General features: G+C 70.9%; 24 protein-coding genes and 1 pseudogene. 4 read left to right on the top strand and 21 right to left on the bottom strand.

Annotation, left to right across the window (positions count from 1 at the left end; all coding sequences use genetic code 11):
- Nucleotides 1-17 precede the first annotated feature (17 nt).
- From H8R17_RS22125 to H8R17_RS22080, 11 genes are all read right to left on the bottom strand, one after another.
- Entirely contained in the window at nucleotides 18-1,352 is a 1,335-nt protein-coding gene (locus H8R17_RS22125) for a sulfate adenylyltransferase subunit 1 (RefSeq protein WP_187824953.1), read from the bottom strand.
- Between the two features lie 2 nt (nucleotides 1,353-1,354).
- Nucleotides 1,355-2,299, bottom strand: a complete 945-nt coding sequence (gene cysD / locus H8R17_RS22120) for a sulfate adenylyltransferase subunit CysD (protein ID WP_187824952.1) — start codon at nucleotides 2,297-2,299, stop codon at nucleotides 1,355-1,357.
- Entirely contained in the window at nucleotides 2,296-2,832 is a 537-nt protein-coding gene (gene cysC, locus H8R17_RS22115; RefSeq protein WP_399477087.1) for an adenylyl-sulfate kinase, read from the bottom strand. The genes cysD and cysC overlap by 4 nt, the downstream gene beginning before the upstream one ends.
- Before the next feature lie 116 nt (nucleotides 2,833-2,948).
- A complete protein-coding gene (locus tag H8R17_RS22110) occupies nucleotides 2,949-3,668 on the bottom strand; it encodes a phosphoadenylyl-sulfate reductase (protein ID WP_187824950.1) in 720 nt (239 codons plus the stop codon).
- Nucleotides 3,665-3,850, bottom strand: coding sequence for a hypothetical protein (locus H8R17_RS22105; protein ID WP_187824949.1), 186 nt, complete (start codon nucleotides 3,848-3,850; stop codon nucleotides 3,665-3,667). The genes H8R17_RS22110 and H8R17_RS22105 overlap by 4 nt, the downstream gene beginning before the upstream one ends.
- A complete protein-coding gene (locus H8R17_RS22100; RefSeq protein ID WP_187824948.1) occupies nucleotides 3,847-5,544 on the bottom strand; it encodes a nitrite/sulfite reductase in 1,698 nt (565 codons plus the stop codon). The genes H8R17_RS22105 and H8R17_RS22100 overlap by 4 nt, the downstream gene beginning before the upstream one ends.
- 189 nt (nucleotides 5,545-5,733) lie before the next feature.
- Nucleotides 5,734-5,817, bottom strand: a complete 84-nt coding sequence (locus H8R17_RS48760) for a putative leader peptide (protein WP_310887545.1) — start codon at nucleotides 5,815-5,817, stop codon at nucleotides 5,734-5,736.
- Between the two features lie 127 nt (nucleotides 5,818-5,944).
- Complete coding sequence (locus tag H8R17_RS22095; RefSeq protein ID WP_187824947.1) at nucleotides 5,945-6,517, bottom strand: GNAT family N-acetyltransferase; 573 nt, start codon at nucleotides 6,515-6,517, stop codon at nucleotides 5,945-5,947.
- Between the two features lie 76 nt (nucleotides 6,518-6,593).
- Nucleotides 6,594-7,901 carry a hypothetical protein gene (locus H8R17_RS22090; protein ID WP_187824946.1) on the bottom strand — a complete coding sequence of 436 codons (1,308 nt, stop codon included), beginning with the start codon at nucleotides 7,899-7,901 and terminating at the stop codon, nucleotides 6,594-6,596.
- A gap of 170 nt (nucleotides 7,902-8,071) precedes the next feature.
- Entirely contained in the window at nucleotides 8,072-9,334 is a 1,263-nt protein-coding gene (locus tag H8R17_RS22085) for a GAF domain-containing protein (RefSeq protein ID WP_187824985.1), read from the bottom strand.
- Nucleotides 9,335-9,663: 329 nt separating this feature from the next.
- Nucleotides 9,664-11,298: an acyl-CoA dehydrogenase family protein gene (locus tag H8R17_RS22080; RefSeq protein ID WP_187824945.1), complete on the bottom strand. Its 1,635-nt coding sequence runs from the start codon at nucleotides 11,296-11,298 to the stop codon at nucleotides 9,664-9,666.
- Nucleotides 11,299-11,396: 98 nt separating this feature from the next.
- On the opposite strand from H8R17_RS22080, the gene H8R17_RS22075 reads away from it, so the two are divergent.
- Nucleotides 11,397-12,548, top strand: coding sequence for a YihY/virulence factor BrkB family protein (locus H8R17_RS22075; protein ID WP_187824944.1), 1,152 nt, complete (start codon nucleotides 11,397-11,399; stop codon nucleotides 12,546-12,548).
- A 39-nt stretch (nucleotides 12,549-12,587) separates the two neighbouring features.
- On the opposite strand, the gene H8R17_RS49345 is transcribed toward H8R17_RS22075, so the two are convergent.
- Nucleotides 12,588-12,794, bottom strand: coding sequence for a hypothetical protein (locus tag H8R17_RS49345; RefSeq protein ID WP_399477086.1), 207 nt, complete (start codon nucleotides 12,792-12,794; stop codon nucleotides 12,588-12,590).
- 6 nt (nucleotides 12,795-12,800) lie between these two features.
- Complete coding sequence (locus H8R17_RS49340) at nucleotides 12,801-13,145, bottom strand: SDR family oxidoreductase (RefSeq protein ID WP_399477085.1); 345 nt, start codon at nucleotides 13,143-13,145, stop codon at nucleotides 12,801-12,803.
- Here H8R17_RS49340 and H8R17_RS22065 point away from each other — a divergent pair.
- Complete coding sequence (locus H8R17_RS22065; RefSeq protein ID WP_399477084.1) at nucleotides 13,105-13,776, top strand: helix-turn-helix transcriptional regulator; 672 nt, start codon at nucleotides 13,105-13,107, stop codon at nucleotides 13,774-13,776. The genes H8R17_RS49340 and H8R17_RS22065 overlap by 41 nt on opposite strands.
- Here H8R17_RS22065 and H8R17_RS22060 read toward each other — a convergent pair.
- The gene (locus H8R17_RS22060) at nucleotides 13,759-14,160 is read right to left on the bottom strand and encodes a VOC family protein (protein ID WP_187824943.1); all 402 of its coding nucleotides are present in this window, start codon (nucleotides 14,158-14,160) and stop codon (nucleotides 13,759-13,761) included. The two genes, H8R17_RS22065 and H8R17_RS22060, sit on opposite strands and share 18 nt — an antisense overlap.
- 188 nt (nucleotides 14,161-14,348) lie before the next feature.
- On the opposite strand from H8R17_RS22060, the pseudogene H8R17_RS47155 reads away from it, so the two are divergent.
- Together H8R17_RS47155 and H8R17_RS22055 are read left to right on the top strand one after the other, a co-directional pair.
- Nucleotides 14,349-14,465, top strand: a pseudogene (locus tag H8R17_RS47155) (ATP-binding protein); the annotation flags it as partial.
- 17 nt (nucleotides 14,466-14,482) lie between these two features.
- Nucleotides 14,483-15,139 carry a ThuA domain-containing protein gene (locus H8R17_RS22055; protein ID WP_187824942.1) on the top strand — a complete coding sequence of 219 codons (657 nt, stop codon included), beginning with the start codon at nucleotides 14,483-14,485 and terminating at the stop codon, nucleotides 15,137-15,139.
- Nucleotides 15,140-15,185: 46 nt separating this feature from the next.
- On the opposite strand, the gene H8R17_RS22050 is transcribed toward H8R17_RS22055, so the two are convergent.
- From H8R17_RS22050 to H8R17_RS22020, 7 genes are all read right to left on the bottom strand, one after another.
- Complete coding sequence (locus H8R17_RS22050; protein ID WP_187824941.1) at nucleotides 15,186-15,326, bottom strand: hypothetical protein; 141 nt, start codon at nucleotides 15,324-15,326, stop codon at nucleotides 15,186-15,188.
- A complete protein-coding gene (locus H8R17_RS22045; RefSeq protein ID WP_187824940.1) occupies nucleotides 15,323-16,381 on the bottom strand; it encodes a LacI family DNA-binding transcriptional regulator in 1,059 nt (352 codons plus the stop codon). The genes H8R17_RS22050 and H8R17_RS22045 overlap by 4 nt, the downstream gene beginning before the upstream one ends.
- A gap of 205 nt (nucleotides 16,382-16,586) precedes the next feature.
- Complete coding sequence (locus H8R17_RS22040) at nucleotides 16,587-18,221, bottom strand: family 43 glycosylhydrolase (protein ID WP_187824939.1); 1,635 nt, start codon at nucleotides 18,219-18,221, stop codon at nucleotides 16,587-16,589.
- A gap of 167 nt (nucleotides 18,222-18,388) precedes the next feature.
- On the bottom strand, nucleotides 18,389-19,324 hold the full coding sequence (locus tag H8R17_RS22035; protein ID WP_262505412.1) for a carbohydrate ABC transporter permease: 936 nt from the start codon (nucleotides 19,322-19,324) through the stop codon (nucleotides 18,389-18,391).
- The gene (locus tag H8R17_RS22030; protein WP_187824938.1) at nucleotides 19,324-20,208 is read right to left on the bottom strand and encodes a carbohydrate ABC transporter permease; all 885 of its coding nucleotides are present in this window, start codon (nucleotides 20,206-20,208) and stop codon (nucleotides 19,324-19,326) included. The genes H8R17_RS22035 and H8R17_RS22030 overlap by 1 nt, the downstream gene beginning before the upstream one ends.
- Before the next feature lie 10 nt (nucleotides 20,209-20,218).
- Entirely contained in the window at nucleotides 20,219-21,556 is a 1,338-nt protein-coding gene (locus H8R17_RS22025) for an ABC transporter substrate-binding protein (protein WP_187824937.1), read from the bottom strand.
- Between the two features lie 377 nt (nucleotides 21,557-21,933).
- Nucleotides 21,934-23,022, bottom strand: coding sequence for a LacI family DNA-binding transcriptional regulator (locus H8R17_RS22020; protein WP_187824936.1), 1,089 nt, complete (start codon nucleotides 23,020-23,022; stop codon nucleotides 21,934-21,936).
- Between the last annotated feature and the right edge of the window lie 43 nt (nucleotides 23,023-23,065).

The raw sequence follows: 23,065 nt of genomic DNA, 5'->3' as shown, positions 1-23,065 counted from the left end.
AGTCGGTGGGCGTCATCTCAGAAATCCCACCCGTCGTCCTCGGACTCGTCCCTGACCGGCTCCGGAGAGGCGAACGACTCGCCGACCATGCCCGCGGTGAGCGTGGTCCCGTCGCCCGGGTCGATCAGGATGAACGAGCCGGTGCGCCGCGAGTCGGCGTAGGAGTCGACCGGCAGCGGCTCGGCGGTGCGGACCTTGACCCGGCCGATGTCGTTGGCGACGAGCTGTCCCGGGTGCGGGTGCAGGGACAGGTCGGCGAGGGTGAGCCGGGACGGGATGTCCTTGACGATCGCCTTGACCGTGCGCGTGCCGTGCTTGAGCAGCACCCGGTGGCCGACGGTCAGCGGGGCGTCGGCGACGTGGCAGACGGTCGCCTCGATGTCCTGCGTGGTGGGCGGCGCGTCCTTGCTGGGCACGATCAGATCGCCGCGCGAGATGTCGATGTCGTCCTCCAGCAGGACGGTCACCGACTGCGTGGTCCAGGCGACGTCGACCGGCTTGCCGAGCAGCTCGATGCCGGAGATCTTCGTGGCCCGGCCGGACGGCAGTACGGTCACGCTCTCGCCGACCCGGAAGCTGCCCGCCGCGATCTGGCCGGCATAACCCCGGTAGTCCGGGTGCTCGGCGGTCTGCGGCCGGATCACGTACTGCACCGGCAGCCGGGCGTGGCAGTGGCTCAGGTCGTGGCTGACCGGGACCGTCTCCAGGTGCTCCAGGACGGTCGGGCCGCCGTACCAGTCCATGTTCGCGGACGGCTCCACCACGTTGTCGCCGACCAGCGCCGAGATCGGGATCGCGGTGACCTCCGGGACACCCAGCTCGGTCGCGTACGCCGTGAACTCCTCGGCGATCTGCGCGAAGACCTGCTCCGCGTACCCGGCCAGGTCCATCTTGTTGACGGCGAGGACGACGTGCGGCACCCGCAGCAGGGCGGCGATGGCGGCGTGCCGGCGGGTCTGCTCGACGACGCCGTTGCGGGCGTCGACCAGGATCACCGTCAGCTCGGCGGTGGAGGCGCCGGTGACCATGTTCCGCGTGTACTGCACGTGCCCCGGCGTGTCCGCCAGGATGAACCGGCGGCGCGGGGTGGCGAAGTACCGGTAGGCCACGTCGATGGTGATGCCCTGCTCCCGCTCGGCGCGCAGGCCGTCGGTGAGCAGCGCGAGATCCGGCGCGTCCTGGCCACGGCCGGCCGAGGCCCGCTCCACGGCCTCCAGCTGGTCGGTGAGGATCGACTTGGAGTCGTGCAGCAGCCGCCCGACGAGGGTGGACTTGCCGTCGTCGACGGAACCGGCGGTGGCGAACCGCAGCAGGGTGGTGGCCGAGAGCTCCTCGGTCGTGATCGTGCTCATGCTTAGAAGTACCCCTCGCGCTTGCGGTCTTCCATCGCGGCCTCGGACAGCTTGTCGTCGGCCCGGGTCGCGCCCCGCTCGGTCAGCCGGGAGGCGGCGATCTCCGTGATCACCTTCTCGATGGTGTCGGCGTCGGAGTCGACCGCGCCGGTGCAGGACATGTCGCCGACGGTGCGGTAGCGGACCTGCCGCTTCTCCACGGCCTCACTGTCCTTCGGCCCGCTCCACTCGCCGGCCGTCAGCCACATACCGCTGCGCCTGAACACCTCGCGCTCGTGCGCGAAGTAGATCTCCGGCAGTTCGATGCCCTCGCGGGCGATGTACTGCCACACGTCCAGCTCGGTCCAGTTGGACAGCGGGAACACGCGCACGTGCTCACCGGGTGCGTGCCGGCCGTTGTACAGGTTCCACAGCTCGGGCCGCTGCCGGCGCGGGTCCCACTGGGAGAACTCGTCGCGCAGCGAGAACACCCGCTCCTTCGCCCGCGCCTTCTCCTCGTCCCGGCGCCCGCCGCCGAACACGGCGTCGAACTTCTCTTCCTGGATCTTCTCCGTCAGCGGCAGCGTCTGCAGCGGGTTGCGTGTGCCGTCGGGGCGCTCCTTGAGCACTCCGCGGTCGATGTAGTCCTGCACGGACGCCACGTGCAGCCGCAACCCGTGCTTCGCGACCGTACGGTCCCGGTAGTCGATGACCTCGGGGAAGTTGTGCCCGGTGTCCACGTGCAGCAGTGCGAACGGCACCGGCGCCGGCGTGAACGCCTTCAGCGCCAGGTGCAGCATGACGATGGAGTCCTTGCCGCCGGAGAACAGGATCACCGGCTTCTCGAACTCGCCCGCGACCTCACGGAAGATGTGCACCGCCTCGGACTCCAGCGCGTCCAGGTGCGAGAGGGCGTACGGGCTGTCCGTGCCGTCTTCGCCCCCCTTCACGGTCGCAACGGCCGTCATGCCAGTCCCCTTTCGCTGAGCAGGGCGTACACCGACGCCGCGGACTCCTGCACGGTCTGGTTCTGCGAATCGATCCGCAGATCGGGCGTCTCGGGCTCCTCGTACGGGTCGTCGACCCCGGTCAGCCCGGACAGCTCGCCCGCGGCCTGCTTGGCGTACAGGCCCTTCACATCGCGCACCGAGCACACGTCGACCGGAGTGGCGACGTGCACCTCCAGGTACGCCGTCCCGTTCTGCTGGTGCCGCTTGCGCACCGCCTCGCGGCTGTCGGTGTACGGCGCGATGACCGGGACGAGGGCCAGCACGCCGTTGCGGGCGAGCAGTTCGGCGACGAAGCCGATGCGCTGCACGTTGGTGTGCCGGTCCTCGCGGGAGAAACCGAGGCCCGCCGAGATGAACTCGCGGATCTCGTCGCCGTCGAGCACCTCGACGCGGTGGCCCTCCTCGCGGAGCCGGCCGGCCAGCTCGCGCGCGATGGTGGTCTTGCCGGCACTCGGCAGACCCGTGAGCCATACGGTGGCTCCGGTCGTCACGTGATTCTCCTGGGTCGCAGTGGTCGCATCGGTAACAGAGGCATCGGTAACAGCTGTAGCAGCCGGAGCAGTGGACGCGGTGTGCGTTTCGGTTTCCGCCCGAAAGGCGTGCGCGGTCATCCGTGCAGCCCGCACTCGGTCTTGGCCCGGCCCGCCCAGCGCCCGGCACGCGCGTCCTCGCCCTCCAGGACGCGGCGGGTGCAGGGGGCGCAGCCTATGGAGGCGTAGCCGTCCATCAGCAGCGGGTTGGTCAGCACGCCGTGCTCGGCGACGTAGGCGTCCACGTCGTCCTGGGTCCAGCGGGCGATCGGGGAGATCTTCACCTTCTGCCGCTTCTCGTCCCAGCCGACGACCGGGGTGCCCGCCCGGGTCGGGGACTCGTCGCGGCGCAGGCCGGTCGCCCAGGCCAGGTAGTCCTTCAGGCCCCGCTCCAGCGGTTCCACCTTGCGCATCTTGCAGCACAGGTCGGGGTTGCGGTCGTGCAGCTTGGGGCCGTGCTCGGCGTCCTGCTCGGCGACCGTCTGGCGCGGGGTGAGCGTGATGACGTTGACGTCCATCACCGCCTCCACCGCGTCCCGCGTGCCGATCGTCTCCGGGAAGTGGTAACCGGTGTCGAGGAACACCACATCGACTTTGGTGCCGCCGGGCATCGCGCGGGAGGCGAGGTGGGCGACCACCGCGTCCTCCATCGAGGACGTCACACAGAAGCGCTTGCCGAAGGTCTGCACCGCCCACTGGAGGATCTCCAGCGCGGAGGCGTCCTCCAGGTCGCGGCCCGCCTGCTCGGCGAGCGCCTTCAAGTCCTCGGCCGTACGCTCTTCCTGAGCCGTCGTCATATCGGATCCCCTCCGTGGTCGGCTCGAAGCCCCCGGGCCAGCAGCCCGAGGAACTTCAACTGGAATGCGCGGTTGCACGCCGCGCATTCCCAGGCGCCGTGGCTGCCTTCCATGGCTTCACTCGGCCGCAGGTCCTCGTCGCCGCAGTAGGGGCAGTAGAACGGCGCCGCACGCTCGCTCATGACAGCGACTCCTCGCTGGCCCGGGCGGCCCACGTCGCGAAACGCTCGCCTTCCTCGCGCTCGGCCTGGAACCGCTTCAGCACGCGCTCGACGTAGTCGGGCAACTCCTCGGAGGTGACCTTCAGACCGCGCACCTTGCGGCCGAAACCGGCCTCCAGGCCGAGCGCGCCGCCCAGGTGCACCTGGAAGCCCTCGACCTGCTCGCCCTTGTCGTTGAGGACCAGCTGGCCCTTGAGACCGATGTCCGCGACCTGGATACGGGCGCAGGCGTTCGGGCAGCCGTTGAGGTTGATGGTGATCGGCTCGTCGAAGTCCGGGATACGGCGCTCCAGTTCGTCGATGAGGGCGGAGCCGCGCTGCTTGGTCTCGACGATGGCGAGCTTGCAGAACTCGATGCCGGTGCAGGCCATGGTGCCGCGCCGGAACGGCGACGGCTTGGCGGTGAGGTCCAGCGCCTCCAGGCCGTCGACCAGGGAGCCGACCTGCCCCTCCTCGACATCGAGGATGATCATCTTCTGCTCGACGGTGGTGCGCACCCGACCCGAGCCGTGCGCCTCGGCGAGGTCGGCGATCTTCGTGAGCTGGGTGCCGTCGACCCGGCCGACGCGCGGGGCGAAACCGACGTAGTAACGGCCGTCCTTCTGACGGTGCACGCCGACGTGGTCACGCCACTGCTGGACCGGCTGCTCGGGCGCGGGACCGTCGACCAGCTTGCGCTTGAGGTACTCGTCCTCCAGCACCTGCCGGAACTTCTCCGCGCCCCAGTCGGCGACGAGGAACTTCAGGCGGGCGCGCGTACGCAGGCGCCGGTAACCGTAGTCACGGAAGATCGACAGCACGCCTTCGTAGACGTCCGGAACCTCGTCCAGCGGCACCCAGGTGCCCAGCCGTACGCCCAGCTTGGGGTTGGTGGACAGGCCGCCACCCACCCAAACGTCGAAGCCCGGGCCGTGCTCGGGGTGCCGGACGCCGACGAACGCGACGTCGTTGATCTCGTGCACCACGTCCAGCACCGGCGAGCCGGAGATCGCCGTCTTGAACTTCCGGGGGAGGTTCGAGTACGCCTTGTTGTTCAGGACGCGGCGCTTCATCTCCTGCAGCGCCGGGGTGCCGTCGATGATCTCGTCCTCGGCGATGCCGGCGACCGGGGAGCCGATCATCACGCGGGGGGTGTCACCGCAGGCCGTGACCGTGGACAGCCCGACGGCCTCCAGCCGCTCCCAGATCTCGGGCACGTCCTCGATCCGGATCCAGTGGTACTGCACGTTCTGCCGGTCGGTGATGTCGGCCGTGCCGCGCGCGAACTCCTGCGAGATCTCACCGACGACCCGCAGCTGCCGGGTGGTGAGCGCCCCGCCGTCAATGCGGACGCGCAGCATGAAGTACTCGTCGTCCAGCTCCTCCGGCTCCAGGATCGCGGTCTTGCCGCCGTCGATCCCGGGGCGGCGCTGGGTGTACAGGCCCCACCAGCGCATCCGGCCACGCAGGTCGTTGGGGTCGATGGAGTCGAAGCCCCGCTTGGAGTAGATCGTCTCAATGCGTGTCCGCACATTGAGACCGTCGTCGTCCTTCTTGAACTGCTCGTTGCCGTTGAGCGGGGTGAAGTGCCCCGCGGCCCACTGGCCCTCGCCGCGGTGACGGCTCACCTTGCGGCGGGGAGTCGCGGCGGCAGGCTTCTGCGGGGTGGCGGCCATGGTGGATACGTCCTTCGGGACAGCAATGGATAGGGTCGGCGCGCAGCGCCGTCGATGAGGCGTGGCGGTCGGGTGACGGGCGGGAGGCTCTGACCTGCGCATTGCGCATGGGCATACGGGTGCGGCATCGCGCTTCATTGCGCAGGAAATCAAGCGAAAAGGGAGATGTCGGGCGCTGCTGGAGAACTCTCAGCGGGCCGGACAGATGGCGCTGGACATGCGGCCGAGGTCGACGTGCCGCCGACTCACCAAGGCAATTCCAGTTCCAGGCATGACGGAAGCGTGGCACGGCGATCTGGACACAGTCCAGCTTCATCCAAGATGCGGACACCCTTGTCCCGAAATGCGAGACGAGGGTGTCGTTGGTCACAGCGTTTGCGCGATGTCTTGTCGGCGCAGGTCAGGCGGGGTAGGCGCCCGGCCAGGGGCCCGGCGCGGGCACCTCCGGCTCCTCCTCGACCTTGGTGTCGAACAGGGCGAACCCACGGCGCAGGTAGTTGCCCATCGCGTGCTCGCCGTCCTTGCTGCACGTGTGCAGCCACACCCGCTTGGTCGGCGCCAGCCCCGGCCACCGGTCGGCGAGGTCCCAGGCGCGGGCGGCGCCGTACGACAGCAGGTGTCCGCCGATGCGCCGGCCGCGGAAGGCGGGGATCAGCCCGAAGTAGGCGATCTCCACGACTCCGTCGTCCTGCGGCTCCAGCTCCACGTACCCGGCGGGCGTCCCGCGGTCGTAGGCCACCCAGGTCTCCACGCCGGGCCGGTCCAGGTACTCCCGCCACTGCGCGTACGTCCAGCTCAGCCGGTCGGTCCAGCGGATGTCGCCGCCGACCGAGGCGTACAGGAAACGGCTGAACTCGGGCGAGGGCACCTCGGAGCGGATGATCCGCACGTCCCCGTCCGGCGCGGCGGCCGGCAGGAGGTCGGCGGGCGCGGTCTGCTCCAGGGACCAGGTGGTCACGGCGATGTTGCTCATGCGCGCCAGGGAATCATCAGGCGGCACGATCTGTCGACGGCCCCCCGCCCTGCCGTCGCCGCCCCAGTCGTCCCCGTCATCCCAGCGCTCTGTCGATCGAGGCCAGCGGCAGCGCGAACAGCACCCGGTCCGACTGGGACCACACCTCGCCCGTCTCCTCCCAGTAGGAGAGGGACTCCGCGCCCCCGCTCCAGCACTGGTGGCTGTCCTGCGAGCCGCACCGTGTGGCCTTCGCGCCGTCGGTGTCCTGCCGCCACAGTGTGCCGCGCCAGTCCTTGGTGGCGGCGGCGCGGCCGACGTACCAGGCCGAGTCGTGCGACAGCACACCCCGCACGCCCGTGGCCTTCGTCTCGTACGCCGCCACCGCGTCCGCGTCCCCGGCGGAGTCGGTGGCCAGCAGCCCGGAGCGGTCCGGGTCCGCGCTGAACGCGTACCGCCACAGCCGGGTGTGCCGGTCGCTGCCCGCGGGCACCCACTCGCTCGCGACCAGGCTGTCGGGTGCGGTGCTGCGGTCCAGGGAGAGGGCCCCCGGCCGCGGGGCGTCCCGGTCGCCGGCCAGGCGGTAGGAAGCGACGGCGGGCAGAACGTACTTCGCGCCGTGCGCCGACCAGCCGCCGCGCACCCGGCCCACGGCGCCGGCGTCGACGGTGGCGTGCTGGACACGGTTCATGTCGTACACGTACAGCGCGGTGCGGTCGCCCTCGCCGGCGGTGACCAGCAGCTTGTCCTGGTACCAGACCATGCCGGACACCGGCGAGACGAGCCCCCGGTAGTCGCGGCCGCCGTCGACCGGTACGGCGAGCAGGGCCCACGTGTAGCCGAGGCGGGCCGGGTTGTCCGCGTCGACGACGGCGATCCGGGCCAGGCCGCGGTCGCCGGCGTCCTCGTGGGCGCCGCCGCTGCGGGACCAGGCGGACAGGATCACGCGGTGTTCGCCCCAATGGCCGTCGTCGTCGGCGTCACCGGAGGTGGTGACCGCGCCGGGCTGCCAGGACCGGGTGTCGGCGGCGTCCCAGCAGTAGGCGCGGGTGGCGGCCGGCGCGACGGGCAGCCCCTCGCGATCCTCGGCGGTGCAGCCGGAGGCCTCACGCAGCGTGCCGTCGGTGCCGTCGGTGTCGTCGAGGACCGTGCCGACACCGACGGGCCGGCCCATCGCCGAGGAGAGCCGGTCCAGCCAGCGCTGCGGCACCCGGTGCTCGGCCAGCCGCAGCGGTGCCGTCTCGCCGGACGCGAGCGGTTTGAGCGCCCCGGGGTCCTCGGCGACCGTGGCCTGCGAGGCGCTGATCAGGGTGGCGGCGGCGGTGAGGGCGAGCGCGGTCCCGGCCAGGGCCGCGCGCAGCGCCTTGCCCCGCCTGCGCCGGCGGTGTCTGCCGCGATGCTTCATAGATCCTCCCGAGCCACCGGGCCAACTGCGCCTGATGATCCGTACGTTGACCGAAAAGCAGGTGGGGTGACCCGTAGAGCGATGCTACGGCAGGCGGGGACGGTGGGGAACGAAGACCTTGCAAATATGCGAAAGATGACCCGAACCGGGTTCGAACAAGAGGGGCGCCCTCAGGGGGTGCGGCGGCCGGTCACCGCCGGGGCGGACGAGTGCGGCAGCAGGTCGCGCGGGTCGTCCGGGAGCAGCACCTCGACGTCCGTGTCCTCACGGAAGCGGTACGGCCGGTGGTCCAGAAATCCCCCGAGGTAACGCCGTATCCGGGACATCTCGGCGCGCACCGTGACCGTGCGGCCCGGGTCGCCGAACAGGTCCTCCGCCAGGCCCGCCGCGCTGCGCCCGGAGCGGTGCACGGCCAGCAGGTAGAGCAACTCGGCGTGCCGGGGACTCAGTTCGTGGCTCCAGGAACCCGCGGAGCCGGACACCTGCACCGACCAGCGGCGCGGCTGTCCGAGGTCCAGCACGATCCGGGTGGCGCCGCGCGGCTCCGGCTCGTCCGCGGCCCGCACCAGCCAGCCCCCGGCCAGCGGCTCCAGCGTGCACAGCCCGAGCACGGGCAGCCATCTCGGGCCGGCCGCCGGCGACTTGGGCAGCCCGATCCGCGGCGTGTACGGCATCCCGGTCACCGCGGCGGTCCAGCCGCCGTTGTCCACCACCAGGGCGCGCCCGGTGAGCCGGGCCAGCACCGGTGCCGCAACGGCGCGCAGCCGCTCCAGCGCCACCAGGTGCTGTTCGCGCAGCCGGGCCTCGGCGAGCTTGGCCACCGAGTCGACCCAGGCCAGCGTGGCCGGGTGCATGGTCTCCAGCGGCCCGCTGACGTCGACCACGCCGAGCAGCCGGCCGTCGCGCGGGTCGGTGATCGGCGCGCCGGCGCAGGTCCAGGTGGCCTGCGAGCGCACGAAGTGCTCGGAGGCGAACACCTGCACGGGGCGCCGGGTGACCACCGGAGTGCCGACGCCGTTCGTGCCGACGACGTCCTCCCGCCAGTCCGCACCGAGTTCGAGGCCGAGCCTGTCGGCCCTGCGCAGTACCGGCACGCTGCCCTCCCGCCACAGCACCCGGCCGTCCTCGTCGGCCACCACCATGATGTGGCGGGCGGCGTCCGCGACCGACAGCAGCCCTTCCCGCAGCACCGGCAGCACCTGCCGCAGCGCCGAGGACTCGCGCCGCCGCTGTATCTCCTCCCGGGGCAGCAGCCCGGCGCGGACGTCGCTGTCGGGGTCGACGCCGCTGCACAGCATGCGCTCCCAGGACTGTTCGATCACCGGGCGCGGCGCGACCGGCGCGCGCTGACCGGACAGGGTGGCGGAGCGGACCTCGCTGAGTACCCGGGCCGCACGCGTGGCGTCGGCGGCGGCGAGCTGCGTCAGGTCCATCGGCGACAGTGCCACGGGTCCTCCTGGTGCCGAATCCTGTGCCTGTGCCTGTGCCTGTCAGCGATTGCCTGCCGGCACGGGGTGCCCGTCCTGAATCGTGCGTCTCATGGTGCCGCCCGCGCCGGGCGGAGGGGTCCAGTCCGCTCACAGCCACCAGCAAGTTGCAACCCCTTGCAACCCTGGTGGACAGCCCCTCGCTGGCTGAAACTTGAGCGATGCCGTCCCGAGCGGCGTCCGTGGCCTCGAACGGGCCAGAGGCGCGGGGGTGGTGCCGTGTCGGCGCAGCACCACCTCCGTGCGGCACGCGTGTGCTTCGTGCCCGCCGGTCTTCAGGCCACTGGCCGCGCCCGCTCCACGACCGCCGCCAGATCCAGCGTGGGCGGCAGCGTCCCGAACGCCGCCCCGCCGTCACCGCCCAGCCGGGACGCGCAGAACGCGTCGGCCACCTCCGGCGGCGCGTACCGCACGAGCAGCGACCCCTGGAGCACCAGCGCCAGCCGCTCCACCAGCCGCCGCGCCCGCCCCTCGACGCCCTCCAGATCACCGAGTTCGGTCAGCAGCCGCTTGACCGCGCCGTCCAGCCGGTGGTCGGCGCCGCGCGCCCGGCCGAGCTCCAGCAGTACGGCGTCGAAGGCGCCCGGCTCCCGCTGGAGCGCCCGCAGCACGTCCAGCGCCTGGACGTTGCCCGCGCCCTCCCAGATCGAGTTCAGCGGCGACTCGCGCACCAGCCGCGGCATCCCGGACTCCTCGACGTAACCGTTTCCGCCCAGGCACTCGGCGGCCTCGACCGCCACCGGCGCGCACCGCTTGGTCACCCAGTACTTGGCCGCGGGCACCGCCAGCCGCAGCAGCGCCCGCTCCTGCTCGCCGCCGTCGTCGTACGCCGCCGCCAGCCGCAGCGCCAGCGCGGTCGCCGCCTCCGACTCGATCGCGAGGTCGGCCAGCACGTTGCGCATGAGCGGCTTGTCGACGAGTTTCCCGCCGAAAGCCTCCCGGTGCGTGCAGTGGTGGACGGCCTGCGCGACGGCCTGCCGCATCAGCCCGGCCGAGCCGAACACACAGTCCAGCCGGGTCGCCGCCACCATCCCGATGATGGTGCGCACCCCGTGCCCCTCCTCGCCGACCCGGCGCGCCCACGTGCCGTCGAACTCGACCTCGGCGGAGGCGTTCGACCGGTTCCCCAGCTTGTCCTTGAGCCGCTGGAGGAGAAACACGTTGCGCGTGCCGTCCGCCAGCACCCGCGGCACCAGAAAACACGTCAATCCGCCCGGCGCCTGGGCAAGCACCAGAAAACCGTCGGACATGGGCGCCGAGCAGAACCACTTGTGCCCGGTCAGCTCGTACGTTCCGTCCTCGGCGAGCGGCCGCGCGGACGTCGTGTTCGCCCGTACGTCACTGCCGCCCTGCTTCTCCGTCATGCCCATCCCGAACAGCACCCCGGCCTTGTCCCGGGCCGGCCGCAGCCCACGGTCGTACACCGTGGACGCCAGCCGCGGCTCCCACTCGGCGGCGAGCGCCGGATCCGCGCGCAGGGCGGGCACGGCCGCGTGCGTCATCGACAGCGGGCAGCCGTTGCCGGCCTCGACCTGCGTCCACACCAGGAATCCGGCCGCGCGCCGCACATGCCCGCCCGGCCGCCCCCAGGCCGCGGTCAGCCCCGCCGACACACCCTTGCTGAGCAGCCGGTGCCAGGCCGGATGGAAGTCGACCTCGTCGATCCGGTGTCCGTACCGGTCGTGGGTGCGCAGCCGCGGCGGGTTCTCGTTGGCCTGCGCCCCCCACTCCTGCACCTGCGCCGCGCCGGAGGTCCGCCCGAGTGCCGACAGCTCGTCCAGCACCTCGTCGAGCAGCTCCGCCGGCACATGCCGCCGCACCGCCTCCGCCAGGGCCCGGTCGGAGCTGAAGACGTCGTGGCCGACGAGCGGCGGCGCCTGATTGGTCACGGTGTGGGTGCTGCCTGCCATGCCTGTGAACCTACCCCGCGGTACCACGCAGGTCACCGGGAGCCCGGGAGACCGGGCCGAGGGTGAGCGTGGCCAGGCACGACGGATACCGTTAGGGGGTGCAGCCAGCAAGTGAATCCCTCCATACGCCCTCCGGCCGACTCCACCGGGCTCGCGCCCTGTACCGGAACGTCTCCAAGCGCAGGACCGCCTGGCTGTTGCTCAAGGACACCGTCAACTCCTGCATCGAGTACCGCATCCTGGGCCTGGCCGCCGAGGCGGCGTTCTTCACGCTGCTGTCGGTGCCGCCGCTGCTGCTCAGCATGATCGGGTTGCTCGGTTACGTCGACGCCTGGACCGGCGCCGACACCATCCAGAGCCTGCAGAGCAACCTCCTGGAGGCCTCGCGCACGGTCCTGTCCGACAAGGGCGTCCGTCAGATCGCGGAGCCGATCCTGCACGACGTGATGAAGGGCGGCCGGCCCGACGTCATCTCCATCGGCTTCCTGTTCGCCCTGTGGTCCGGCTCGCGCGCGGTAAACGTCTTCATCGACACCATCACCGTCATGTACGGCCTCGACGGCGTCCGCGGCATCGTGAAAACCCGCCTGCTCGCGTTTCTCCTGTTCATAGTGGCCCTGCTGATCGGCTCGGTCGCGCTGCCCTTGATGGTGGCCGGCCCCGACGCGGTGGTCCGCATCGTCCCCTGGTCGACGACGGTGGTGCAGGTCCTGTACTGGCCGGTCGTGATCCTCCTGGGGATCGCCTTCCTCACGACCCTCTACCACGTCTCCGTCCCCGTGCGCTCCCCGTGGATCGAGGACGTGCCGGGTGCCCTGGTCGCCCTCGGCATGTGGGTACTGGGCAGTTTCCTCCTCCGCATCTACCTCACCAACACGGTGGAGGGCCCCACCATCTACGGCTCCCTGGCCGCCCCCGTGGCTGTCCTCCTCTGGATCGGCGTGTCCGCGTTCGCCGTCCTCGTCGGCGCCGCGGTCAACGCCGCGATCGACCGCGTCTGGCCGGCCGCCGCCACGGCCGCCGCCCGCGAGGCCAACGAGCGCCTGCGCCAGGCCCAGGTCGCCGAATACGTCGCCCGCACCACCGCGGGCGGCGAGACCGACCCCGACATGCCCTCGGAGTTCCCCGAACGCTGGTCCCGCTTCCTCCCCCCGGAGGACGTCACGTCCCGCCTGCGCACCCACGTCAAGAGCACACATTGGAAACACACACCGAGGGAGAAGGACACGCCACCGCCACCAGAGAAGTGAGCGCGGCCCGCTCTCCGTACACACCGGCCGCAACACCCCTCACACCTGCCACGCCCCGGCCGCGGCCGCCTCCCTCGCATAGTCGGCGAAATCGCGCGGCTCGCGCCCCAGGACCTCCCGCACGCCGTCCGACAGGTGGGCGTTGCGCCCGTCGAGGAGTTCCTCGAACAGCTCGACCACCCGGCCCGCCTCCTCGGGCAGCACCCCGAACCCGACCAGCCGGTCCCCGTACTCGCGCGCCAGCACATACCGTTACGTCAGCTCCCGCCCCGCCGCCTTCGCGATCTCCGCCACGGCCTCGCCCCACGTCAGCAGCCGCGGCCCCGACACCGTCAGCTCCCGCCCCGCATACCGGTCGCCTTCCGCCAGCGCGGCCACCACCACGTCCGCGATGTCCCGCACGTCGATGAACGGCTCGCGCACCTCCCCGCCCGGAAACGCCAGCTCCCCGCTCTCCCGCAACTCCTTCACCAGCGGCCCCTCACTGAAGTTCTGGTCGAACCACGCCGCCCGTACGACGGTCAGATCCCCGCACGCCGCCCGCACCGCCTCCTCCGTGGGCCGCGCCCGCTCCTCGCCCCGCGCGGACAGCAGCACCAGCCGCCGCACCCCGAGCCCGACCGCCTCCCGCGCGAGCCCCCCGAGCGCCCCGGCGGCAGCAGGCGAGCCGACGTCCACGGGATGCACCAGGTACACGGCATCCGCGCCCCGCAGCACCGCCGCCCACGTCGACCGGTCCTCCCAGTCGAACCCCTGCGCCTTCCTCGGCGTACCCGCACACGAACTGCGCGACCGACGCGTCCCCCTCACCGACCTGTGGCCAACGGCAGACGTACGCCGCGCGACCGCCCACGTGAACGCGGCCCCCGACCCGGCCACCGGACTGGAGACACTGGCACTGCACCGCGCCGCCGACACCGATCCACCGGACCCACTGCTCGGCCAGATCGTCGCCGCCCTCCACGCAGGCCGCCCCGTCGCCCAGACCGCCGACGAACTGGGCCTGGGCGTACGCCAGTTGCACCGGCGCGCGCTCACCGCGTTCGGCTACGGACCCAAGACCCTCGCCCGCGTCCTGCGCCTCCAGCGCGCCCTCGCCCTGGCCCGGGCGGACGTACCCCTCGCGGAGACGGCCGCCCGCGCCGGCTACGCGGACCAGGCCCACCTGGCCCGGGAAGTGAAGGACCTGACGGGCCTGCCGCCGGGCAGGCTACTGGGCGGCCGGTAGCGACGCGAACAGGTCGACCCCGTTGCCGTCCGGGTCCCGCACGACGGCGTACCGCTGCCCCCACACCGCGTCCCACGGCTTCAGCTCACCGTGACACCCGGCACCGACCAGTTCCTCGTACAGCGCGTCCACCTCACCGGGACTGTCACACCGCAGGGCCAGCGAGGCCCGGCCCCCGCCGACCGGCGGCTGCCACTCGGGCAGGAAGGATCGCACCATCTCCTCGGTGTCGAGCATCAGCCGCAGCCCACCGGGCAGTTCGGCCTCGGCATGCCCCTCCTGCTCTGCACCCTCCGGGAACGCGAACCCGAGGCGCCGATAGAACCCCACGGAAACCGCCATTTCGGAAACAACAAGACCGATGGCGTCGAATCGAGCAGTCATGTGCCCATCGTAGGCAGCGTCCGGCCGCCAGGTCTTGAAGGAATCGGACACCGGCCGCCGTGCCTACTCGAAGGTGACCGGCCCGCGCCGTGTCTCCACGGTGAAGCACATCCCCACCGGGCCGGTGGTGAGGGCGAGTTCGGTACCGAGGACGGACAGCAGGGGGCGGATGGCGGCGGTCGTACGACATCGTGCTGTGCGTCAGCGAGCTGGCCACCAACGCCCTGGTGCACGGCGTACCGCCCGGCCGCGGTTTCCTGCTCCGGCTGCTGCCGTTGCCGTACGGCGACGTGCGGGTGGAGGTGCCCATAGGGTCGAATTCATGGCACCGGCACCACGACTGCTCGTCTACACCCGTACCACCGCCTACCGGCACGACTCCATCCCGGCGGGCGTCGCGGCGCTGCGCACCCTGGGCGACTTCGAGGTGGACGCGACGGAGGATCCGGCGGCCCTGGAGGGGCCCCTCGACGCCTACGCCGCCGTCGTGTTCCTCTCCACCAGCGGCGAGGTCCTCACCCCGCCCGGCCGCGCCCGCCTCGCCGCGTACGTCGAGGCGGGCGGCGGCTTCGCCGGCATCCACGCGGCGGCCTGCACCGAGTACGACTGGCCGTACTACGGCGAGATGCTGGGCGCGTGGTTCGACCGGCACCCCGACCACCAGCCCGGCAAGGCGGTGATCGAGGACCGCACCCACCCGGCGACCCGCCACCTGCCGCCGGTATGGGACTTCACCGACGAGTGGTACGACTTCCGCACCAACCCCCGGGGTGCGGTCCACGTCCTCGCCTGCGCGGACGAGTCGTCGTACGACGGAGGCGGCATGGGCGCCGACCACCCCCTGGTGTGGAGCCGAGAGCACGGCGAGGGCCGCGTTTTCTACACGGCCCTCGGCCACGCCTGCGAGGCCTACGCCGACCCCGACTTCCGTACCCACCTCCTCGGCGGCCTCACCTGGGCAGCCGCCCTTACGGACTGACCGTCCGCAGACGAGGGCCCGGTCCGGTCCACGGTGAGTTCCCGGGTCACACCTCGGTGGGCAGCGGCAGGTCGTTCACCGTGACCACCGGAAACTCCGCCGGGGGCGTGGAGTCCGCGCTCCGGATCTGGTCGTTGCCGACCTCGTACGCCTGCGATCTCGAAGACCACCGAAAAGTGCCCGTCACGCGCCGGCGCCGGTGCCGCGCGGCACCGCCGTGCTCGCCCGCTCCACCAGCCGCGTCGACAACTCCGTCCGCGTGCTCTCCGGACGGCTGCCGTCCATCATGCGCACCAGCAGACGCAGGGCCGTGGCCGCCATCTCCGACAGGGGCTGGCGGACGGTGGTCAGGGCCGGAGTGATCCAGCGGGCCTCGGGCAAATCGTCGAAACCGATCACACTGAAGTCGTCGGGTATCCTCAACCCCCGCTCGGCCAGCGCCTCGTAGACACCCAGCGCCATCCGGTCCGAACAGACGAAGACGGCCGTCGGCGGCTCGGGCAGTTCCAGAAGTTCCAGCATGCGGCGCCGGGCCACGGTCTCGTCGAAGTCGGCGTGCCGGACGTACTCGGCGCGGTGCCTCACGCCCGCGGAGGCGAGCGCCGAACGATACCCGGCGACCCGCGCGCTGCTGCACATCTTCCGCCGGTGCCCGGCGATGACGGCGATCCGCTCATGCCCGAGCGCCAGCAGGTGCTCGGTCGCCGTCACCCCGCCCTGCCAGTTCGCCGCACCCACCGACACCACACCGGCCGGCGGCTCCAGAAACGGATCGATCATCACGAACGGAATGCGGTGCTGCTCCAGCCACGCGTACTGCGACTCGCTCAACTCGGCCAGATTGAACAGCACCCCGGACGAGCCACGGGCCACCAGCTTGTCCAGCCACCCCCGCTCCGGCCGCCCGTCCCGCGTCCGGGTCAGCCCCGCCGACACCACGACCTCCAGGCCCGCGTCGTGCGCCGCCTCCTCCACACCGTGCAGCACCGCACCCGACCAGGAACTCTCCAGCGAATGCACCACGAGGTCCACCAGGCGGGGCGTACGCGCCGCGTCGAAACGGGGTCTGCGCACATAACCGAGCCGGTCCAACGCCTCGGTGACCCGACGGCGCGTCTCCGGCGCCACGTCCTCCCGGCCGTTGACCACCTTGGACGCGGTCGGCACCGACACCCCCGCCTCGCGGGCCACGACCGCCAGCGTCGGCCCGGCCGCCACGCTCGCACTCCCCGTACGGACCATCGGAAACCACCTCTCCGGCCCGCCCGAGGGCCTGGGAAAGTTTCGACCAGCACAGCCTCCGGCGGCCTGGCAGGCTCGACCGACAGAAAGCGCTTCCTACTGTAGGTGTGCCCCAAGACGGCGGGAAGACAGCGGGAATCATGGGTTCTGCCGGAGTAAAACTTTCGAAACGCCGAACGGGCGGGGCGGGCTGCCGGTCTGCGGGTTATTCGGGCGTGCAGGCGAGCCGGAAACCGGTGAAGTCCGCCGTCCAGGTCGCGTCGACCAGGTCCATGGCGTGGATGCCGGCGAAGGTGCCGGTGAAACGCAGGCGGGAGCCGTGGTCGTCGGAGAGGCGGCCGGCATCCAGGACGGGGCCGACCGCCGTTCGTACACCGTGCACCGTCGACCGGCGTGCACCGTGCACCGTCGGCTGGGCGCCGCCGACGGCATACCAGAACTGCGCCTGAGCAGCGTCGACCCTCACCCCGAGCGTCAACGGCCCGTCGCCGTCCACCTCTACGACGGCCACCTGCCGCGCGCCGTCCTCGTCCCGCTCCACCAGACTGAGCACCGTACGGCCCTCACCCCGCCACTGCTGCCCCCGCTGCTCCTCGCCCTCGGCCTCCGCCCAGGTCAGGTCCAGGCTGAAGTACGCCTCGGCGCTGTACCAGAGCAACAGCCCCGCCGCCTGCGTGAAGGTGGACGGCCGCGCCTCGACCGTCACCTCCGCCTGCGCACGGTGCTCGGTGACCCGCTGCGCCAGCAGACTGCGCGCCCACCGCGACTCGGGACCGTGCCGCCCGCGCAACCGGACCCAGCCGGGGCGGGACGCGAGGTCCGCCCAGGACGCGTCCGCCGGTTCGCGCAACGTGCTCCACGGCCAGCACAGACCTTCCGGCGCGGCGCCCGGTGGCCGCGGATCGGGCCGTGTCGCGACGTCGACCTCGACGTCCGGGTGCCACCCCCCTTGCCGCAGCCGGGGCCAGCCGTCCGCGTCCCAGGTCACCGCCTGGATCGCGGTCTCCCGGCCGAGCGTGCAGCGCCGGCCGTGCGGGGTGTGCAGCGGACGGGCCGTCAAATGGCTCAGCACCCACTGCCCGTCCGGCATCTCCACCAGCTCCCCGTGCCCGGCCTTCTGCAGCGGCACCCCGGGATCGTCCCGCGTCGTCAGCAGGGGACAGTCGTCGAGCTCGTACGGGCCGGTCAGGGCACGGCTGCGGGCCACCCGCACCCCGTGCTCCCATCCCGTGCCCCCCTCCGCGAGCACCAGGTAGTACCAGCCGCCCCGCCGCAGCAGCTTGGGCCCCTCGAGGAGCCGGTGGTGCTGGAGCAGCAGATGCGTGTCGCCGGCGGGAGCGAGCGTGTCACGGTCCAGCTCCGTGAGGATGATGCCGGCGAAACGCTTTCCGCCGGGCCGGTGGTCGTTCTGCAGGTTGAGCAGCCACAGGCGGCCGTCCTCGTGGTACAGCGCGGGATCGAAACCGTGACTCGCGACCCGGAGCGGCGCACTCCACCCGCCGTCCACCCCGGTGGCCGTGCAGACGTACGTGTCCACGTCGAAATACGGCGTCCCCACCGAGCGCACGACGGAGTACGTCACCCAGAACCGCTCCCTGTCCCAGCTCAGGGACGGCGCCCACACCCCGCCCGAGTCGGGCACCCCGGCCAGCGAGTCACCGGGCACCGCGCCCCGGACGTGGCCGGCGTACTCCCAGCGGGCCAGGTCCCGGGACCGGTGGACCGGGATCGTCGGGAACCACTCGAAGGAACTCGTCGCCACGTAGTACCAGTCGCCGACCCGGACGAGCGAGGGGTCCGGGGCGAAGCCGCGGATGACGGGATTGTGCAGCATGGTCATGCGGGGACTCCCGAAGGGGTGGGCACCTGGGGGCCGCAGGGAGTCAGGGTCACCTGCGGCCCCCAGGAGTCAGGGGCGGATCCGAGGAGCGGTCGTGCGGTGATCCGACGCGCGGTCATATGCGGTGGATCCGACGCGCGGTCGTGCGGTGGATCAAGGAGCCGTCGTCACTTCAGCGCGCCCAGCGTGACCCCGCTGCGCCAGTAGCGGCGCATCGCGACCATCATGATCGCCATCGGGACGATGGACAGCAGCGCGCCGGTCAGCACCAGGCCGGTCAGGTCGACGCCGGACTCCAGACGGGTGCCGGACCAGTTGTACAGGCCCAGGTTCAGGGTCCAGTTCTCCTTGCCGCGCAGCACGGTCAGCGGGAGGAAGAAGGCGTTCCAGGTGTTGACGAAGGCCAGCAGGAACACCGTCGCGCCCCCCGTCGTCATCATCCGCAGCACGATGCTGAAGAAGATGCGCAGCTCGCCGGCACCGTCGATGCGGGCCGCCTCCAGCAGTTCGTACGGGACGGTGGCCTCGGTGTACACCTTGGCCAGGTACACGCTGAACGGGTTGATCAGGCAGGGGATCAGCATCGCCCACGGGGTGTCCACCATGCCGAGCGCCGAGAACAGCAGGTAGAGGGGGAGCGTGAGCAGGGCGATCGGGATGAGGAACGAGCCCACGACGCAGGCGAAGACGAGGTTCCGGCCGGGGAACTCGAAGCGGGCCAGACCGTAACCGGTTGCGAGAGCGATCAGCGTACCGCCGAGGGAACCGACACCCGCGTACAGCAGCGAGTTGGCCGTCCACCGCAGGAAGATGTGGTCCTGGTAGGTGAACACCTCCTGCAGGTTGTCCCACAGGTTCCAGCCCGAGAACCACAGGCCGTTGCTCTGGTACAGCGCCGTACGGCTCTTCGTCGCGGCGACGATCAGCCACCACACCGGGAACAGGCTGTAAACGCTGGCCAGGATCAGCCCGATGAGCAGGAAGCGCTGACCACCCCGCCCGCGGGAGGCCGCGTCCGGGCGGGACAGGCGCCGGACGCTGCGGGCGGGGGGCCGCTCGGCGGTGCCGTTGCCGCTCTTTCCGTGCTGGTCGGTCAGCACCATCAGTCGGCCTCCTTCGAGGTGGACCGGTAGAAGAGGAAGGAGGCCACGCCCAGGATCAGGGCGAGCAGCACCGACAGGGCAGCCGCGTAGTGATAGTTGCCCGAGTTGAACGCCTGGTTGTAGATGATCATGATGGGGGTGAAGCTGTCGCTGACCGTCTGCGGAGTGACGTTCCGGAACAGCGCGGGCTCGTTGAAGATCTGCAGCATCTGGATGATCGACAGCAGACCGGTCAGGACCAGCGCCCCGCGCACATACGGGATCTTGACGCTGCGCGCGATCCGGATCTCGGAGGCGCCGTCGAGCCGGGCCGCCTCGAACAGCTCGCGGGGCACGCCCTGCAGCGCCGAGTAGATGATCACCATGTTGTAGCCGATGCCGTGCCAGGTCAGCAGGTTGCCGATGGACGGCCACACCATCGACGGCGCGAAGAAGTTCCAGTCGAAGCCGAAGAGCTTGCCGATCGGGGTGAGCGGGCCGACGTCCGGGCTGTAGAGGTTGACCCACATGATCGCCGCGACCACACCGGGGATCATGTACGGCACCAGCAGCAGGAGCCGGAACCGGCTCGCCACCCTGGAGGTGAGTGCGTCCAGGAACAGCGCCAGCACCAGGCTGATGAACAGCATCGCCGGGATCTGGACACAGGCGAAGACCACCACCCGCAGGATGGAGTTCATGAACGCCGAGTCGGTCAGCCCCTGGGTGTAGTTGTCGAGCCCGGCGAACTCGGTGGTCGCCCCGCCGAGCCCCAGCCCGGACTGCTGCTCCGTGAAGAGCGACTGGTAGACGGCGTAACCGATCGGGAGGAGATAGAGGAAAACGAAGCCGAGCTGGAAGGGCACCGTGAACGCGGCACCCTTCCAGCGCATGGAGCGAATCATCGGGCCTGCCTCAGCCCTTGACGCTGATGCCGCGGGACTTCAGGTCCTTGACCGTCCACTGCTGCATGTGCGCGAGCAGGTCGGTCACCTTCTGCTCCTTGTTGACCACCTTGGCCCAGCCGGCCTGCATCTCCGTGAACATCGCGGTCCAGTTCGGGCCGAAGGTCCAGTCGGTGGTGACGGTGTTCAGACTGTCCTTGACGACCTGCTGGGCCGGTGCGTAGTTCTTGCCGAGCAGCTTCTCGGACACGGTCTCGCCGACGTAGGCGCCCGAGTCCTTCAGCGCCGGCATGACACCGTTTCCGGTCTCCGGGCTCGCCATCGTCTTGACGGCGGTCTGGTCGGTGGACATCCACATGGCCGCGTCGGCGGCCTGCTCCTGGTTCTTGCACTGCTTGGTCACCAGGTTCAGGCTGCCGGTCAGGTTGGTGCCGGCCGGTGTCTTGGCCGCCTCACCCGCGTACGTCGGCCAGGGGGCGAGCGCCCAGTCGCCGAAGGACTTGGTGAAGTTCTGCACCATGCCGGCCATCTGCCAGGTGGAGATCTGCCGGGTGGCGGTGCCGCCGTTGTCGTAGTTGCGCTGGACGGCCGCGTAGTCGGCGAAGGACAGCTTGGAGTTCAGGTCGTTGTCGATGATCTCCTGGATCACCTTCGCGGCCTTCAGGGTGCCCGGGTCCTGGAAGTTCACCTTCCAGGCATCGCCGTCGATGGAGTACCAGTGCGCACCCGCCTGCATGGCCAGCACCTCCAGGGTGCTCGGGTCCTCACCGGCGAAGTTGGTGACCTTGACGCCGTGCTTCTTCAGCTCCTTGCCCGCCGCGATGAAGTCGTCCCAGGTCGCCGGGGGCTTCAGGCCGTACTTCTGGAAGATGTCGGTGCGGTAGATCGTGAACTGGGGCGCCGAGCTGGTCGGCACGCCGTACAGCTTGCCCTGCACCTGCGCGCTCGCCCAGGAGCCCGGGTTGAACTTGCCCTTGTCGCCCTCGACGTACTGGGTGATGTCGGCGAGCGCGCCCTGCGACACCCAGCTGGTGACGTACTCGGCGGTGTTCTGCACCAGGCACGGCGCGTTTCCCGCCTTGACCGCGTTGGTCAGCTGCTTCTGCATGGTCAGCTGGTCGGTGACCTTGGTGTACTTGAGCTTGACGTCCTTGTGGGAGGCGTTGAACGCCTTGACGACCGCCTCCTGGCCGTTGGCCCAGCCCCAGAAGTCGAGGGTGACCGGACCGGACGATCCCGAGGCGTCGTTTCCGGAGTCCGACCCGCCGCAGGCGGAGAGCAGACCTGTCAGGGCGATTCCCGCTACGGCGGCGGAGGCGAACCTTCTCCGGGGGCTGGTGAAGTTCATCTGACCGTGATCCTTCGGAATTCGGGTGTTCTCAGAACGAGAGGACGGCGGCTCGGGGTGCTGGCCAGAAACGGCGGCCGGGAAACCCGTCGGCTCGCGGTTGCGGGGGATTGACCAAGCGGAAGATGTAGTAAGCGGTTGCTGGGACGGTAGGCCGCGGTCGTGGCCCATAGCAAGAGGTGCGCGGCAATTTGTTACGCCGGATTGTCCGGCGGGTCATCTCCGGACGGGCGCGGAGTGTCCTCGATGCGCGGAGTATCCGTGCAGGTCAAGAGCCTGTGGTGAAGCTTGGATCCTAGGGCGTGGCGGGTGAGCCCGTGGCCCGCCGTGAACGGCGAAAAAGCTCGGGAAACCGTTTACGTAACACTCGCAGGGCGTTAGCGGCTCCGGACGGGTGGCTGCACGGAGTTGCGCACGACGACATGGGTGCCCAGCACCAGATGCTCCCCGTCGCCGCCCTTCCGGCGGCCCCCACCGCCCTCCCGCCGGTCCGCCACCGCGCGCAGCGCCACCCGGCCCATCTCCTCGTACGGAACGTGCACCGTGGTGAGTTGGGGAGTGAGCTGCGAGGCGAGCGGGATGTCGTCGTAACCGACGATCGACACGTCCTCCGGCACCCGCAGCCCCGCCGCACGCAGCGCCTGCATGGCACCCGCGGCGACCACGTCCGTACCGGCGAGGACAGCCGTGAAGTCGGGCGTGTCGTGCAGCGCCGCCTCGACCGCCTCGTACCCGTGCTCGTAGTCGTACGGCCCGTGCCGCACCAGGCCCGCGTCGAACGGCACCCCGTACGCCTCGAAGGCCCGCTGCGCACCCTTCAACCTGCCCTGCGCAGTGGTGAGTTCGGCGTGCCCGGGCAGCACCAGGACGCGCCGGTGGCCGGCTGACAGCAGGTGGCTGGCCATGGCGTAGGCGCCGCCCTCGTTGTCGTAGTCGACCGTCGTGGCCGGCACGTCGCCCTCCAGCGGGGGCCGGCCCACCAGCACCAGGTGCGATCCGGCCGCGTCCAGGGAACGGGCGAAGCGGGCCATGCGCAGCTGGTACTCGTCGTAGTCGTACGCGCCGCCCAGCAGCACCACCGCGGCCACGCCCTGCTGGCGCATGAGGTTGACCAGCGCGAGCTCGCGCTCCGGGTCGTCGCCGGTGGTGCCGACCAGGGACAGCCAGCCGCGCAGCGTGGCGGCGCCCTCGACTCCCTTGGCGACGTGTGCGAACGCGGCGCCCGTGATGTTGTTGATCAGGATCGCGACCGTCGGTGTGCCGCCGCCGGCCAGGGAACGGGCGTGGGCGTTGGTGACGTAGTCCAGGTCGCGGACGACCTTCATCACCCGGCGGCGCAGCTCCTCCGACACCGGGTAGTTGCCGGACAGCACCCGCGAGACGCTGGCCACGGACACGCCCGCACGCTCCGCGACGTCGCGGATGGTCGCCCGTCCGGCGTCACCGGTCGCCTTGCGCTGACTCACCGTTGCGGCTCCTTCGTCGTAGCGGCCCGATCACGGGGGTGGC

The sequence above is a fragment of the Streptomyces sp. TRM68367 genome (genome assembly GCF_014495685.1).
In the GTDB taxonomy this organism is placed as follows: Bacteria; Actinomycetota; Actinomycetes; order Streptomycetales; family Streptomycetaceae; genus Streptomyces.
This window is presented reverse-complemented; position numbering and strand designations above follow the sequence as displayed.